The 14,486-nt window shown below is 46.7% G+C and carries 15 protein-coding genes; 6 read left to right on the top strand and 9 right to left on the bottom strand.

Features of this window, described 5'->3' with window-relative positions; all coding sequences use genetic code 11:
• Positions 1-416: 416 nt before the first annotated feature.
• The 8 genes from ACMJ0U_RS10380 to tsaB all read right to left on the bottom strand — a co-directional run bounded on the left by ACMJ0U_RS10380 (position 417) and on the right by tsaB (position 9,528).
• Entirely contained in the window at positions 417-2,810 is a 2,394-nt protein-coding gene (locus ACMJ0U_RS10380; RefSeq protein WP_417129855.1) for a DPP IV N-terminal domain-containing protein, read from the bottom strand.
• Positions 2,811-2,921: 111 nt separating this feature from the next.
• The gene (rseP, locus tag ACMJ0U_RS10375; protein ID WP_417129854.1) at positions 2,922-4,262 is read right to left on the bottom strand and encodes an RIP metalloprotease RseP; all 1,341 of its coding nucleotides are present in this window, start codon (positions 4,260-4,262) and stop codon (positions 2,922-2,924) included.
• 41 nt (positions 4,263-4,303) lie between these two features.
• A complete protein-coding gene (locus ACMJ0U_RS10370) occupies positions 4,304-5,461 on the bottom strand; it encodes a 1-deoxy-D-xylulose-5-phosphate reductoisomerase (protein ID WP_417129853.1) in 1,158 nt (385 codons plus the stop codon).
• Positions 5,462-5,465: 4 nt separating this feature from the next.
• Positions 5,466-6,323 carry a M23 family metallopeptidase gene (locus ACMJ0U_RS10365; protein ID WP_417129852.1) on the bottom strand — a complete coding sequence of 286 codons (858 nt, stop codon included), beginning with the start codon at positions 6,321-6,323 and terminating at the stop codon, positions 5,466-5,468.
• 14 nt (positions 6,324-6,337) lie between these two features.
• Complete coding sequence (gene rimM / locus ACMJ0U_RS10360; RefSeq protein ID WP_417129851.1) at positions 6,338-6,850, bottom strand: ribosome maturation factor RimM; 513 nt, start codon at positions 6,848-6,850, stop codon at positions 6,338-6,340.
• A gap of 2 nt (positions 6,851-6,852) precedes the next feature.
• Entirely contained in the window at positions 6,853-8,160 is a 1,308-nt protein-coding gene (gene murA / locus ACMJ0U_RS10355) for a UDP-N-acetylglucosamine 1-carboxyvinyltransferase (protein WP_417129850.1), read from the bottom strand.
• A gap of 15 nt (positions 8,161-8,175) precedes the next feature.
• Complete coding sequence (locus ACMJ0U_RS10350) at positions 8,176-8,775, bottom strand: DUF4290 domain-containing protein (RefSeq protein ID WP_417129849.1); 600 nt, start codon at positions 8,773-8,775, stop codon at positions 8,176-8,178.
• Positions 8,776-8,838: 63 nt separating this feature from the next.
• Positions 8,839-9,528, bottom strand: a complete 690-nt coding sequence (gene tsaB / locus ACMJ0U_RS10345; protein ID WP_022054629.1) for a tRNA (adenosine(37)-N6)-threonylcarbamoyltransferase complex dimerization subunit type 1 TsaB — start codon at positions 9,526-9,528, stop codon at positions 8,839-8,841.
• A 430-nt stretch (positions 9,529-9,958) separates the two neighbouring features.
• Here tsaB and ACMJ0U_RS10340 point away from each other — a divergent pair, with 430 nt between their 5' ends.
• From ACMJ0U_RS10340 to nadD, 4 genes are read left to right on the top strand one after another with little or no spacing between them, the layout of a single operon-like run.
• On the top strand, positions 9,959-10,834 hold the full coding sequence (locus ACMJ0U_RS10340) for a YicC/YloC family endoribonuclease (protein ID WP_007564443.1): 876 nt from the start codon (positions 9,959-9,961) through the stop codon (positions 10,832-10,834).
• 8 nt (positions 10,835-10,842) lie between these two features.
• Positions 10,843-11,409, top strand: a complete 567-nt coding sequence (gmk, locus tag ACMJ0U_RS10335) for a guanylate kinase (RefSeq protein WP_022054628.1) — start codon at positions 10,843-10,845, stop codon at positions 11,407-11,409.
• Between the two features lie 10 nt (positions 11,410-11,419).
• Positions 11,420-11,605 carry a hypothetical protein gene (locus ACMJ0U_RS10330; RefSeq protein ID WP_040313381.1) on the top strand — a complete coding sequence of 62 codons (186 nt, stop codon included), beginning with the start codon at positions 11,420-11,422 and terminating at the stop codon, positions 11,603-11,605.
• Complete coding sequence (nadD, locus tag ACMJ0U_RS10325) at positions 11,584-12,177, top strand: nicotinate (nicotinamide) nucleotide adenylyltransferase (RefSeq protein ID WP_304228102.1); 594 nt, start codon at positions 11,584-11,586, stop codon at positions 12,175-12,177. The genes ACMJ0U_RS10330 and nadD overlap by 22 nt, the downstream gene beginning before the upstream one ends.
• On the opposite strand, the gene ACMJ0U_RS10320 is transcribed toward nadD, so the two are convergent.
• Positions 12,178-13,014, bottom strand: a complete 837-nt coding sequence (locus ACMJ0U_RS10320) for a metallophosphoesterase (protein ID WP_417129848.1) — start codon at positions 13,012-13,014, stop codon at positions 12,178-12,180.
• Positions 13,015-13,106: 92 nt separating this feature from the next.
• On the opposite strand from ACMJ0U_RS10320, the gene menA reads away from it, so the two are divergent.
• Positions 13,107-13,997 (top strand): 1,4-dihydroxy-2-naphthoate octaprenyltransferase, encoded by an 891-nt coding sequence (gene menA / locus ACMJ0U_RS10315; RefSeq protein WP_417129847.1) that lies wholly within the window; start codon positions 13,107-13,109, stop codon positions 13,995-13,997.
• A 1-nt stretch (position 13,998) separates the two neighbouring features.
• The gene (locus ACMJ0U_RS10310; protein WP_417129846.1) at positions 13,999-14,481 is read left to right on the top strand and encodes a GNAT family N-acetyltransferase; all 483 of its coding nucleotides are present in this window, start codon (positions 13,999-14,001) and stop codon (positions 14,479-14,481) included.
• Positions 14,482-14,486 lie beyond the last annotated feature (5 nt).

Below are 14,486 nucleotides of genomic sequence, written 5' to 3'. Positions count from 1 at the left end.
TAGGTAAAAAGAGAAAAACATTTAGGTATTAGAATACATAAGGTAAAAAAGTAATTATTTATTTCAAGGTATTAGCTAGACTATTTAAGGTATTAGGATTAAGGTATTTAGATTAGATTTAAGTTAAGGTATTAGATTTTAAAGGTAAAAGTTTTCAGGAATTAGGTTTGAGAAGGTATTAGGAATATCTTCAGGTAAAAAGAAAGACGAAAGTAAGGATAACAGAAAACACAAAAATTATGTAGATGAAAAGAACCCTTAAATGGGGGTTCTTTAGGAAGGCAGCGGAGGTTCAGCGAACTCTCGCTTTTTTTATGCCCATACGTGAACTTATGAATCGTTTGTAACCGCCTAGATACAATAACGGCGGAACAGACTACGCCATCCCGCCGTGAATCAACATGCAACAAGTTATCTTATCGCTGAGGAATATTTACCGAAGATTCTTTCTTTCCTTTCAAATGTTCTGAGAAGAAATCAACCATTCTCCAATAGAAATACTCATCCATATCGCCGAAACCATGACGTTGTCCCGGCAGTATCAGCATATCAAAACGCTTGTTGGCGCGAATCAGTGCATTAACCACGCGAATGGTATTTCCCGGATGTACATTATTGTCTATATCTCCATGTACCAACATCAAATGTCCTTTCAACTGCTTTACAATCTCTGGATTGGTAGCAATCTTATAGGCAAAAGTAGTGTCTCCCTTTTCTGAAATTTCTTCTTTTACCCCGTGATGCGTTTCGCTCCACCAGCGGTTGTAGATACGGTTATCATGATTACCTGCACAAGAAACTGCAGCCTTGTAGAAATCAGGATACTGGCAGATTGCTGCTGTCGACATAAAACCGCCTCCTGAATGCCCGTGGATTCCCACGCGCGTAATATCGATAAAAGAATAACGGTCAGCCAGTTGCTCTACTGCTGCCTTATGGTCGGCCAACGGGTAATCCCGCATATTTCCATATCCGTAATTATGGTACCATTTGGAGCGACTGGGATGCCCGCCTCGCTGCCCTACCGTAATCACGATAAATCCGGCTTGTGCCAGACGGTCTGTCCGGACACTCATGCGTCGGAACGGATAGTCTACAGCCTCTACCTGAGGTCCCGGATATACATAATCAATGATGGGGTATACCTTGGTAGAATCAAAATCGAAAGGTTTGTACATCACCCCATACAAATCAGTCACCCCATCGGCTGCTTTCACCTTAAAAGGTTCCGGGAATTTGTAACCGGCAGCTTTCAGAGAAGAAAAATCACTTTCCTGTATGGTCATCACCTTTTTCCCGTTATTGTCCAGCAGATCAGCACAAGGAACGGTATTGGCACGTGAATAGTTATCGACAAAGAAACGGGCATCGTCATCCAACTCTACATCATGGAAAAATTCACCATGTGTAAGCTGTTTCAGACCGCTTCCATCCACATTTACTTTATAAAAATGTTCGTAATATGGATTTTCACCTGCCTCCCGGCCATTGGCCACAAAATAGACTGTCCGTGTAGCTTCATCTACTTTTACCACACGCTCCACATGCCAGGGACCTTCTGTGATACGGTTCTTCAGGTTTCCTTTATCATCATATAAATAAAGGTGTGCCCATCCGTCACGTTCGCTCCATTGGATAAACTCTTTTCCTCCCTTCAACACATGAATAGGACGTGTTTCCTGGTAGGTATTCATTCTTTCCTTTACTATAGGTACAATAGAATCAGCTCCCAATGTATAAGTACACACATCAATACGATGCAAGTCACGGCTGCTGCGTGTCAGGAAGAAACAGTTATTATCCCCTTGCCAGATTCTCGGAATCAGATCCATATCGCGCTGTTTCTGTTCAAAGGGTTTACCTTCCAAGTCAATCGACTGATTTTTCCACGCCGCTGTCTTGATTTCTTTCCGTGTACCTGCCTGCACATCGAACAGATACAGATGATATTCCGGCATACCTGTCTCTCCCGGCATCTCATATTTATAAGTTTCCAGAGTAGGACGCGGCTCTGCAATGGAGTTAATCACCCATAAAGGTTTCACATTACGCTGATCAGTAATAACCGTAGCAAAATATTTGGAATCAGGCGACCAGTATCCCCATACTTCCCGACGTTTTCCATTGCACAGTGTATCTGTATTCAGGGTACTATACGGAATGCCATACCCGAAATCCGGGGTTCCATCCGTAGTCAGACGCACTTCTACAATCGTACTGTCTTTCTCATCCTTGCGTGCCTTCTGGTAATCGGCGATGCTCATATAGTACAAGTCACAGTCCTTGGCATAAATCACCCGCTGCCCATCAGGTGAGACAGAAGCCCAACCTGGCTTGTCCGGTTCTTTCTTTTTATCTTTCAAATGCGTCAGCTTACGAGACGGATAGTCATACGAGAAATAAAACGTGGAATCAGCCTTTGAAATGACTTTAAACGTAAAGGTGCGTCCATCTTCTCCAGCCTTCAAGTCGACAATAGGTAACTGGCGCGCTTCAAAAGGATCCTGCACAATTTCAGTAAGTTGTGAAGCCATCCGCTCACGGTCGAACAACAATTCTTTACGCTTAGCTGACGGATTCACCACATACCAGAACTTTCCTTCACTGGTTTTATACTCAAACCAGAAATTGTTTCCCTGTTGAAACCAGTGCGGGTCCACAGTAGTAGAAAACAACATTTTGTCCAACTTACTCTTGGTAAACTTCTCGGCCTGTAAGTAGCCTGGCAGACGTCCCTCTGCCTGCTGGGCAGAAACGGTCATCAGTCCGAAACAGCCATACAGCACTACAGCCAATAGGATTTTTTTCATCATATTTCCTTTTTATTTATCGATTAAACAAAAAAGACACAAGGAGTCAAAGCCGACAACTCAGCTTCGCATCTCCTTGTGTCCATTTATACTATCCTCTCTATAAATTCATCAGAACAAGAACCTCAGCACATCATTGAAGTTTGCCCAAATCAGTAGCCCAAACAACAGGAACATACCTACCATCTGCGCATATTCCAGGAACTTGTCACTCGGTTTCCGACGGGCAACAATCTCATAAAGCAAGAACAACACATGTCCTCCGTCGAGTGCCGGTATAGGCAAGATATTCATGAAGGCCAGAATGATAGACAAGAATGCGGTCATCTCCCAGAAACGCTGCCAATCCCACACTTTCGGGAAAATACTCCCAATAGTGGCAAATCCACCCACGCTCTTGGCCCCTTCCTTGGTAAACACATACTTCATGTCATTGACATAACCTTTCAACGTATTGACACCCAGCGCTACTCCTGCCGGGAAAGACTCAAAGAAGCCATAGCTCAACGTACGTTGCTGATAATCCACCAGTCCACCTATCACGGCTACCTTGAATTTATCATCAGTCTGCACGGCTACAGTGTCACGCACTCCCGCACGTGAATAAACCAAAGTAAATTCCGCTGAAGTTTTATTTTCCAACTCAGCCTTAGCCTTCAACTCGGCCATGTTATCCAGAAATTCATTCCATGAGGTCATCTCCTTACCATTGAATGCAACCAAAGAGTCTCCTTTCTGAATGCCGACTTTCGCGAATCCACCATCCGGAAGTACAGAATCGACCACATTCGGATAGAACACATCCACAAACATAGGGTCTTCCTTAGCTACATCCAGCAGACTCAACTCGGGCAACAAGATTTTTTTCTCTTCCCCCTGACGCAATACAGTCACCTCACGAGCTTCTACGATGCTACGAATCATATCCATATTGAAGCGGGTCAGTTCCTTGCCGTCGGCACTCTTCAGAATATCGCCGTCGCGGAAACCAATTTCCTGCGCATGCTCATTAAATTTCATACCCATCGTCATGTCGCTCAAGGCCGTATAGCGGTCGCCCCATGTAAAAAGAATCATGGAATAGATGAACAAGGCCAGCAGGAAATTCATCAATACACCACCAATCATTACCAGCAGACGCTGCCAGGCCGGTTTGGAACGGAATTCCCACGGCTGAGCCGGCTGTTTCATCTGCTCGGTATCCATTGACTCATCAATCATTCCCGAAATCTTGCAGTATCCTCCCAACGGTAACCAACCCACTCCGTATTCCGTATCACTGTTCTTGGGTTTATACTTGAACAGCGAAAACCAAGGGTCAAAAAATATATAACACTTCTCTACGCGAATCTTAAACAGACGGGCGAAGAAAAAATGTCCTCCTTCGTGAATGATGACCAGCAGCGACAAGCTGAGAATCAACTGAAGGGCACGAATCAAAAATGTTTCCATTTCTACTTAACTTCTTACTTTTTTTTATAATTAGACTTTGTTTATTTCATTCCATTAATCACCAGTTCTGCCGCAATACGACGAGTTTCCGCATCGGTCGACACATAATCTCCGTAGGTAGGCGTCTTTATAAAAGGTACCCTCGCCATAGACTTTTCAATCACCTCACTCATGCCCAGAAAAGAAATCTGGTCTTTCAAGAAGGCAGCCACCACGACCTCATTCGCCGCATTGACAATACAAGGCATATTTCCTCCCTGATGCAAGGCTTCATAGGCCAGCGCCAGGTTACGGAAGCGTGTCGTATCCGGTTTTTCGAACGTCAAGGTATTATACTTGGCAAAATCCAGCCGCTCGCCCGAAAGCGATTCACGTTTCGGATAAGAAAAAGCATACTGAATAGGCAGACGCATATCGGGTACACCCAACTGAGCCTTTACAGCTCCGTCTTCAAATTCCACCATAGAGTGGATGACCGACTGCGGATGCACCACCACTTCAATCTGTTGCGGAGTAACTCCAAACAGCCATTTGGCTTCCATCACCTCAAACCCTTTGTTCATCATGGAAGCAGAATCGATGGTAATCTTTGCTCCCATCGACCAATTAGGATGCTTCAAAGCCTGTTCTTTGGTCACCGTTTGAAGCTGTTCCATGGTGAAGGTACGGAAAGGACCTCCCGATGCCGTCAGAATCACCTTATGCACAGGATTGTTCATTTCCAGGCACTGGAAAATAGCCGAGTGTTCAGAATCCACCGGTAAAATCGGTGTCTGATACTGGCTGGCCAGTGCAGTAATCAGTTCACCTGCCACCACCAGTGTTTCCTTATTAGCCAGTGCAATAGCTTTTCGAGCTTTTATGGCATTAATGGTCGGCTTCAAGCCTGCATAGCCCACCATCGCGGTCAACACCATGTCGATAGGCTGTGCCTCTACCACCTGACACAACGCTTCGGCCCCGGCATACACCTTAACAGGCAAATCAGCCAGCGCTTCCTTCAAAATTCCATACTTATCCTCATTGGCGATAACCACCACTTCCGGTTGGAACCTGCGAGCCTGCTCAACCAGCAAATCCACTTTATTATTCGCCGTAAGAGCATATACCTCATACAAATCAGGATGCTCTTCTATCACTTGAAGAGCCTGAGTACCGATTGATCCGGTAGAACCTAATATGGCAATCTGTTTCTTCATAAGCTTAAAATACAACATATTTCGCCGGGTCAATCGGAGTGCCTTCATGCCACAGTTCGAAATGTACATGTGAAGCATGCTTACCCTCATCCAATGTTCCGGCCAATGCAATCACTTCCCCTCCTTTCACCTGGTCGCCGATTTTCTTTCTCGAAGAGCCACAGTGTTTATAAATAGATATAAAATTCTGCTCATGCTGAATCTGGATAAGTGTCCCGCTGTCAACAGTCTGTACCACCAGCATCACCGTTCCATCCAATGCAGCCACAATACTTTCGTCAACAGAAGCGGCCATGTCTACCCCATAATGCTGATGCGAAGGCGAAAAATCCTTGACCACTATTCCTCGCGTCGGACGATAAAACAACAACCCGGGCAACTCATGTTCTTCCGCTCCGGAAAGAGCCTCCGCCCGCTCACGTTCTTCGTATTTGCGGCGAAAATCATCTTCCTCCTTCGAACGGTTCATCAGTTCTTCCGTACGGAGGGTAGTCAGTGAATCAATCGACTGCACCGTATCCACATTCACCTTTCCGCTGAAAATATCCTGAATGTTCATGATATAGCGGTTCTGGCGTTCCAGCGCCTCGACTAACGAGTCAGCCTTCAGTGCATTGGTTACCACCTGCGAACGAATCTCACTGTTCATATACCCCGGCAGGTAGTTCCGTAAAGGAGTAAACACAATAATGATGGCAGCCAAAAGAAAGATTACCGTACAGGCAGCAAGCAACACAGAAAAACCATTCAGTTTAGACACATGAATGCCCACCACCTCTTCCAGCGTGTTTTCATTAATGACGGTCAGCTTATATTTAAACTTAATGTTCCGCCAGAATGCTTTACGACCTTTCTTTTTCATACCCAATCTGGTTTTTAATCCAACAATCCTTCAGGAATATCCACCGTCAATACTTTCTGTGCCTTGTCAATATCCAGTATAAATTCCTCGTGAGCCGGAAGCAGCAATTCGTCTCCCTCCTTCTCAATGACAAACAGCACGTTCATCGTCGCATCATCCACATCCACCACTTCCCCCAAGTCGCCATGATGCACGTCGTGCACCTTGAATCCGACAAAGAAATTCCAGGAAGTGATTTCATCCTGTTCTTCCATATACTTCACCGGGAAATACACTTCCACATTGGTAAAGTTACGTGCCTTTTCAGCGGTGTCTATCCCTTCGAATTTCACCAGCGCCACGTTGTCAGAGCGGAAGCGATATTCCTCAATAAAGAACGGAACCAGAATCCCGTCGAGCAACAGAATCAGGTAGTCGCAGTCTACCCGGTCAAAAATATCGTCGGTAAACGTGAACGACACCTCACCCTTCACCCCATGAGGCTTGTTGATGATTCCTATTTTAAATACTTCTTCTTTTCTAATCATACTTATTCAATACGCGTGATACGTGCACCGAGCGCAGTCAGTCGCTGTTCAATATGCTGGTATCCTCGGTCAATCTGCTCAATATTATGAATACTGCTGATGCCTTCCGCCCCCAGTGCCGCAATCAGCAAGGCAATACCTGCACGAATATCCGGCGAAGTCATGTTGCCGCCTCGCAGACAGAAATTGCGGTCATGACCGATTACTACCGCACGATGAGGGTCGCACAAGATAATCTGGGCACCCATATCAATCAACTTGTCCACAAAAAACAAGCGGCTTTCAAACATCTTCTGATGAATCAGTACACTTCCCTTGGCCTGCGTAGCCACTACCAGCATCACACTCAACAAGTCAGGAGTCAGTCCCGGCCACGGTGCATCGGCAATGGTCATAATGGAGCCGTCAATAAACGACTCTATCTGATAATGCTCTTGCGCGGGTACGAATATATCGTCCCCCCGCTGTTCCAGACGGATACCCAGACGACGGAAACTGTCGGGAATGATTCCCAGGTTCTCATAAGACACGTCCTTGATGGTAATCTCACTTCCTGTCATAGCAGCCATTCCGATAAAGCTACCAACCTCAATCATATCTGGAAGCACCCGGTGTGAACAGCCTTTCAAGCTAGACACCCCTTCAATGGTGAGCAAGTTCGATGCGATACCCGAAATCTTGGCTCCCATGCGGTTCAGCATCCGGCACAACTGCTGCAAATAAGGCTCACAGGCTGCATTGTAAATCGTCGTCACTCCTTCGGCCAGTACGGCTGCCATGACAATATTAGCCGTACCCGTCACAGAAGCCTCATCCAGCAGCATGTAAGCTCCTTTCAATTTCTCTGCATTGATACAAAAACGACCTTTCACGGCATCATATTCGAACGAGGCACCCAGTTTCTGAATACCCAGGAAATGCGTATCCAGACGACGACGTCCGATTTTATCACCACCCGGCTTCGAAATCATCGCTTTTCCAAATCGGGCTACCAAGGGACCTACCAGCATCACCGAGCCACGCAATTTAGAACAACGGCTCAAAAAGTCATCACTTTCCAGATAAGCCAGATTCAATTCATCTGCCTGAAAAGAATAAGCGTCACTTCCTATTTTCGACACTTTTACCCCCATGTCACGAAGCAACTGTATCAGGTTGTTCACATCCAGAATGTTCGGAATGTTTTCAATTGTCACTTCCTCATCTGTCAGCAATGTGGCACAGAGCACTTGCAATACTTCGTTCTTGGCACCCTGAGGCACAATCTCACCCTGTAGCTTGTGTCCTCCTTCGATTACAAATGAAGCCATAGTATCCGATTTTGATTAATATTTCTTTTTCTGCTGATTGTTGTTCATCTGACGACGACGGGGACCGAACGAACGCTGTTCCACCAGCTTCAAGTCATCCGTAGTCAGCTTGATACGTCCTTCCGACAACTCGCACAAATCCTCCAGGATTTTCTGATCTTCCACCCCGTCCTTGTTGAAGTTGATGTAATCCTTCTTCATGTGATTGGCGATATATTTTATCAGCTGTTTTTTCTCGTCACCTTCCGGATAGTCTACTGCAATCTTAATCAAGTCCTGAATGAACCGTCCGTAATGACGGAAACGAATAACATTCGGAGAATAGGGAATTCTGTCCGGTTTCACTTCCAAACTTTCCTTCTTCACAATTTCCACCGGATAGTCAATATCCAGTTTGAAGTCGGACATAATGGCCAGATGATCCCACAGCTTATGACGGAAATCCTCCATGTCGCGCAATTGCGGGAACATGCCTCCCATTATGTTTACAATCGTATTGGCACACCGCTGACGCTCTTCACGGTCTTCGATGGTCAATGCATGGTCTACCATGTTCTGCACACTTCGTCCATACTCCGGAAGTGGCAATTTTCGTTGCTGGGTATTATATTCCATATAAAATTCTGTTATTCTACAAATCAAATCTTTTTACGCCTCACCCTCTCCGGCCATACGCCCTTACAGCAGTTTCTTCGGAGTGGAAGCCACGAATTCCTTCAGATAGAACGGCTCGAAATAGGCCACATCCTTGAAATCTTCCACTGCCATGGCTTTCTCGGCCAGCGGGAACATCCATTTGGCTACCGGATGAATATTCTCAATGAAGTGTGCGTTGGGATGCGAAAGTTTTTCCTTGCACTTGGCTGCTCCGTTACCAAAGAAATACACCGGATGTTTCTCCAAATATTCGGCATACGAATTTTCGTCAATAATATCTGCTCCGATGGCACGCTGTACCTTCAAAGCACGGTCATACACGGCCGCATATACTTCCATACGACGAGCATCAATCATCGGGCAAAGCAAAGCATCTTCCGGCAGGTCGTGCGCAAGCAGTACCGGCACACACATCACCTCCAGTGTGGGCAATCCTATCAACGGAATGTTCCGTCCATAACAGATACCTTTCGCCATCGACACACCGATACGCAGCCCCGTGTACGAGCCAGGACCACAACTCACTGCCACCGCATCCAACGGAATGGCATGGTTATCAATGAACGACAAGGCTTCATCCACAAATACCCCCAATACAGTGGCATGCGAAGGGCCGTTAAAATCTTCTTTTGAGAAAATGGAAGCTCCATCCTGGCTTACAGCCACAGAACAAACTTCCGTAGATGTTTCAATATGTAAAATGCATGACATAATTAAACTCGATACAATTATTAGAGTCTGCAAATATACACTTTTCTTCTCACTATCTCATGAAAAAAAGGACAGAAAGTGACAAAACCAGCCAACTTGAAAAATCCAGAATCTCTGCCGCGACTTCCTCAAAGTGAAAACGCTACTACTCACACCAGAAAAAGAAACATCACTTTCTACGTTCTCCGTATGCAAAACGTACGTTTCTGCTACGGGAAACGTACGTTTTCGCCCTGAGAAACATACAGTTTGGCCACAGGAAACATAAACCGGCCGGATACACTTACGAATTAAAGTCAGGGGACTTGCAGAAAATCCGTTTCATCCGCCTGAGTCAAAGGTATTTCGCATGTTTTTTTAACAGCTGCTTATTCTTTATTTAGATTTTTCCTACCTTTGTATCCAAATTATCAAAAAAACAGAAGGAGTTATGATACAGTCAATGACCGGATACGGAAAAGCAGTCACTGTGTTCGGAGACAAAAAAATCAACGTGGAAATCAAATCGTTGAACAGCAAAGCAATGGACTTATCCACACGCATCGCTCCATTGTATCGTGAAAAAGAAATGGAAATCCGCAACCTGATTGCCCAGACACTGGAACGCGGGAAAGTGGACTTCTCTATATGGGTGGAAAAAGACGCCGCCGAATCGGCTACTCCCATCAATACAGCCTTGGTAGAAAACTATTACAACCAGATAAAAACCATTTCTGAAACTTGCCATATTCCGTTGCCGGAAGACTGGTTTGCCACTTTGTTGCGCATGCCCGACGTGCTGACCCGCGTAGACGTGCAGGAACTGTCGGACGAAGAATGGGCTGCAGCCAAACAAACCATCGAAACCGCTCTGCAACATTTGGTTGACTTCCGCAAGCAGGAAGGTGCAGCTCTCGAAAAGAAGTTTACAGAAAAAATCGACAACATCGAACGGTTGATGAAATCCATCGAGCCTTACGAGAAGGAACGTGTGGCCAAGATACGGGAGCGCATTACCGATGCACTGGAAAAAACGCTGAGCATCGACTATGACAAGAACCGTCTGGAGCAGGAATTGATTTATTACATCGAAAAGCTGGACATCAACGAAGAGAAGCAGCGTCTGGCCAACCACCTGAAATACTTCCGCGAAACCATGGCTGGCGGACACGGACAAGGCAAGAAGCTGGGATTCATTGCTCAGGAAATGGGACGTGAAATCAATACCACCGGCAGCAAGTCGAACCATGCCGAAATGCAGAACATCGTGGTGCAGATGAAAGACGAACTGGAACAGATTAAGGAACAAGTGTTGAACGTAATGTAAAAAAGAATATGGCAGGCAAACTTATTATTTTTTCAGCCCCTTCCGGCTCTGGTAAATCCACCATTATCAATTACTTGCTGACACAGAACCTGAATCTGGCCTTCTCCATCTCTGCCACCAGCCGCGCGCCCCGTGGCACAGAGCAGAACGGAGTGGAATACTTCTTCCTGACACCAGAGGAATTCAAGCAGCGTATCGCCAACGATGAGTTTCTGGAATACGAAGAAGTATACAAGGACCGTTTCTATGGCACACTGAAAGCACAGGTAGAAAAACAGCTGGCAGCCGGACAGAATGTAATTTTCGATGTCGACGTAGTAGGCGGATGCAATATCAAGAAATTCTACGGCGACCGCGCACTGTCTGTATTTATCCAGCCGCCTTCACTCGAAGAGCTCCGCAAGCGACTGACCGGTCGTGGTACCGACGCGCCCGAAGTTATCGAAAGCCGTCTGGCAAAAGCGACCTTCGAACTGAGCTATGCCGAAAAATTCGATGTAGTGATTGTCAATGACAATCTGGAAAAGGCTCAAGCAGAAGCCTTGAAGACCATTCGCGATTTTATTCAACAATAAATTTGCTGATATGCCTAAAGACCCAAAGAAAATCATGTTCATGATGACCATACTTTGTATCGTCATCGGGCTGGCAGCCATTGCCGTAGGGGTGGTGGCCGTAGCAAAAGAAGAATACATCATTGCCGTAGCCATGCTGCTGGTAGCTGCCTGGCAGATACTCAACTACAGACAATGGAAGAAAAGCCTCAAATAAAAACCGGACTTTTCGGAGGCTCCTTCAACCCTATCCATACAGGCCACCTGGCACTTGCCAACTACCTGTGTGAATATGGGGGACTGGAGGAGGTATGGTTTTTAGTCACTCCTCAGAACCCGTTTAAACAGAACGAGACGTTGCTCGACGACCATCTGCGGCTGGAAATGGTAGAAGCTGCCGTGGCAGGATACCCCCGTTTCCGCGCATCCGACTTCGAGTTCCAGCTTCCACGTCCCTCATACACTATCCATACCCTTGATAAACTGGCCGAGTGTTATCCTGACCGGGAGTTTCACCTGATTATTGGTGCCGACAACTGGCAGGCTTTCGACCGCTGGCGGTCGCCCGAAGAAATCATCCGCCGCCATCACATTCTGGTCTATCCGCGCCAAGGTTATCCCTTGGAGGATACAACCAGTCTGCCTCCTCATGTCAGAGTCGTACAAACTCCCCTCATCGAAATCAGTTCGACCTTTATCCGCAAAGGCATCCGGGAAGGAAAAGACCTGCGCTATTTCCTGCATCCGGAAGTATTCAGAATTATTCAGGAAAAAGGATTGTACCGGTAATCATTTCTTTTTGTGCAATACCACCAGCACCACCTCGCTCGGTGTAAACAAGCGCACATCCTTGCGGGAGGTGCCCAGTCCATTGGTAATAATAACCGGAATACCCGCACTGTTATACTTCAACCCTGTCAGGAAACGGTTGCCGTATTTGGAAAAATGCGCCGGTGTCCATCGGCGGAACAAACTGACTTGTCCTCCGTGCGTATGTCCGGCCAGTGCCAAATCGGTGTGCGCCACACTCACATCCTCCACATAATCGGGTGTATGCACCAGCATCAATACAAAATCTTCTTCCCGCAACGCCAAGGTAGGCGACACCCCGTTCTGCTTCAAGTCAAAAGGATTGCGGATGCCACAGAGCAAAATGTACTCCTTTCCTCTCCACAAGGTATCCACTTCGTGCTCCAGTAAATGTACCCCCGTTTCCTGCATCGCCTTCCGAGCCAGCGAGTCTGCCTGCCCGCGTTCGTGATTTCCCATCACGGCATACGTTCCGCAGGGCGTCTCCACCGTCTTCAGCGCCTGAAAGAGTTGCGTCACATCTCCTCCATTGCGTCCCCGATAATCACCACCCAGAAGCAACACATCCGCATCCAGCGAACGAAGTGCCTGGCACATGCCCGGCAAACGACGGGCAGTAAACCGACTCTCATAATGAAAATCGGAAGCAAAAGCTACACGGAAGCCATCGAAAGAATCGGGCAACTGGGCACTGTAGAAATCATAGCGTTTTACGCGGCCCACGCCTTTGTATTTGGAAAGAGAAGCCGTAGCACAAGAAGAAAGCAGGAAAAAAATCAATATCAAGCAACCTGCCAGCAAGTTCAGTCGTTTCATCATTTTTGAAATACATATAACTATCCAGTCGTGACAAAGGTCGTAAAAAAATGTCTAACTTTGCCAGACGAAAAACTAAAAATCAACCTACAATGACAAACGTCCAAACCAATTCCATAAAAGCCTGGCTGTTGGCTGCCCGCCCCAAGACACTGACCGGAGCCTCCATTCCCGTCATGCTGGGCTGTGCGCTGGCCTTTATCTACGGCCACTTTCAATTAGTACCTGCCCTGCTGTGCTTTTTGTTTGCGTTTCTGATGCAAATTGACGCCAACTTCATCAACGACTTGTTTGATTTTCTGAAAGGCAGCGACCGCGAAGACCGGCTGGGACCGGAACGTGCCTGTGCGCAAGGATGGATCAGCCCCAAGGCCATGAAAGCTGGAATTGCCTGTACCACTCTGCTGGCAGGAATCACCGGACTTTGTCTGCTTTACTACGGAGGGCTGGAAATGATTCCGGTAGGCATTGCCTGTATGATTTTTGCCTTCCTCTACACCGCCGGGCCGTATCCGCTGGCTTATCACGGATGGGGTGACTTGCTGGTACTTGTCTTCTTCGGGTTCGTACCCGTGGGATGTACCTACTACGTCATGGCACACGACTGGAACATGTCTGTCACCATGGCTTCACTGGCCTGCGGCCTCATCATCGACACCCTGTTGATGATAAACAACTTCCGCGACCGTGAGCAGGATGCGGTCAGCGGCAAGAAAACCATTGTGGTGCGCCTGGGTGCCAAAGCCGGACTGATTCTTTACTTTCTGCTGGGACTGGCGGCCTGCTGGTGCTGCTTCTACTTCCTGGAAATCGGGAAAATCTATGCCGTACTGCTTCCCCAGCTGTACCTGATTCCACACATACTGACCACACAGCACATGGCCCGTATCTACCGCGGAAAAGCCCTGAACGGAATCTTGGGAGAGACCTCCCGAAACATGCTTATTTTTGGATTATTACTCACCCTTGGCTTAATACTTTAATATGATTCGGAAGGTACGCAAAGAAGATACATCGGCCATCACTGCCATCTATAATCATTATATCACCCACACTACCATCACCTTTGAACTGGAACCGGTGAGCGAAGAGGAAATGTGGACACGTATCCAGCACATCAGTGAGAAATACCCGTACTTCGTATATGAAACGGAAGGACAGATTGCCGGCTATTGCTACGTGCACGGATGGAAAGAAAAGGCCGCTTACAACCAGAGCGCAGAAACCACCATCTACCTGGCTCCTTCACATACCGGAAAAGGTATCGGAAAAGAACTGATGCTGCATTTAATAGAAGAATGCCGCCGCTGCGGACTGCATGCCCTGATTGCCTGCATCACAGAAGGTAACGAAGCCAGCTATGCCCTTCACGAAAAGTTAGGGTTTGAAAAGGTGTCCTATTTTCGGGAAGTAGGCCGTAAATTTGGGAAGTGGTTAGGAATTGTAGATTATGAACTGATTCTATAAGAAAG

The organism is Phocaeicola sp. (assembly GCF_048170425.1).
In the GTDB taxonomy this organism is placed as follows: Bacteria; Bacteroidota; Bacteroidia; order Bacteroidales; family Bacteroidaceae; genus Phocaeicola.
Note: the sequence above shows the minus strand (reverse complement) of the source record. Positions and strands in the feature narration are given on the sequence as shown.

What these genes read in the sequence shown, in the direction of transcription:
- ACMJ0U_RS10380 (WP_417129855.1), bottom strand. Translation starts at nt 2,810, where the DNA reads ATGAAAAAAATCCTATTGGCTGTAGTGCTGTATGGCTGTTTCGGACTG.
- rseP (WP_417129854.1), bottom strand. Translation starts at nt 4,262, where the DNA reads ATGGAAACATTTTTGATTCGTGCCCTTCAGTTGATTCTCAGCTTGTCG.
- ACMJ0U_RS10370 (WP_417129853.1), bottom strand. Translation starts at nt 5,461, where the DNA reads ATGAAGAAACAGATTGCCATATTAGGTTCTACCGGATCAATCGGTACT.
- ACMJ0U_RS10365 (WP_417129852.1), bottom strand. Translation starts at nt 6,323, where the DNA reads ATGAAAAAGAAAGGTCGTAAAGCATTCTGGCGGAACATTAAGTTTAAA.
- rimM (WP_417129851.1), bottom strand. Translation starts at nt 6,850, where the DNA reads ATGATTAGAAAAGAAGAAGTATTTAAAATAGGAATCATCAACAAGCCT.
- murA (WP_417129850.1), bottom strand. Translation starts at nt 8,160, where the DNA reads ATGGCTTCATTTGTAATCGAAGGAGGACACAAGCTACAGGGTGAGATT.
- ACMJ0U_RS10350 (WP_417129849.1), bottom strand. Translation starts at nt 8,775, where the DNA reads ATGGAATATAATACCCAGCAACGAAAATTGCCACTTCCGGAGTATGGA.
- tsaB (WP_022054629.1), bottom strand. Translation starts at nt 9,528, where the DNA reads ATGTCATGCATTTTACATATTGAAACATCTACGGAAGTTTGTTCTGTG.
- ACMJ0U_RS10340 (WP_007564443.1), top strand. Translation starts at nt 9,959, where the DNA reads ATGATACAGTCAATGACCGGATACGGAAAAGCAGTCACTGTGTTCGGA.
- gmk (WP_022054628.1), top strand. Translation starts at nt 10,843, where the DNA reads ATGGCAGGCAAACTTATTATTTTTTCAGCCCCTTCCGGCTCTGGTAAA.
- ACMJ0U_RS10330 (WP_040313381.1), top strand. Translation starts at nt 11,420, where the DNA reads ATGCCTAAAGACCCAAAGAAAATCATGTTCATGATGACCATACTTTGT.
- nadD (WP_304228102.1), top strand. Translation starts at nt 11,584, where the DNA reads ATGGAAGAAAAGCCTCAAATAAAAACCGGACTTTTCGGAGGCTCCTTC.
- ACMJ0U_RS10320 (WP_417129848.1), bottom strand. Translation starts at nt 13,014, where the DNA reads ATGAAACGACTGAACTTGCTGGCAGGTTGCTTGATATTGATTTTTTTC.
- menA (WP_417129847.1), top strand. Translation starts at nt 13,107, where the DNA reads ATGACAAACGTCCAAACCAATTCCATAAAAGCCTGGCTGTTGGCTGCC.
- ACMJ0U_RS10310 (WP_417129846.1), top strand. Translation starts at nt 13,999, where the DNA reads ATGATTCGGAAGGTACGCAAAGAAGATACATCGGCCATCACTGCCATC.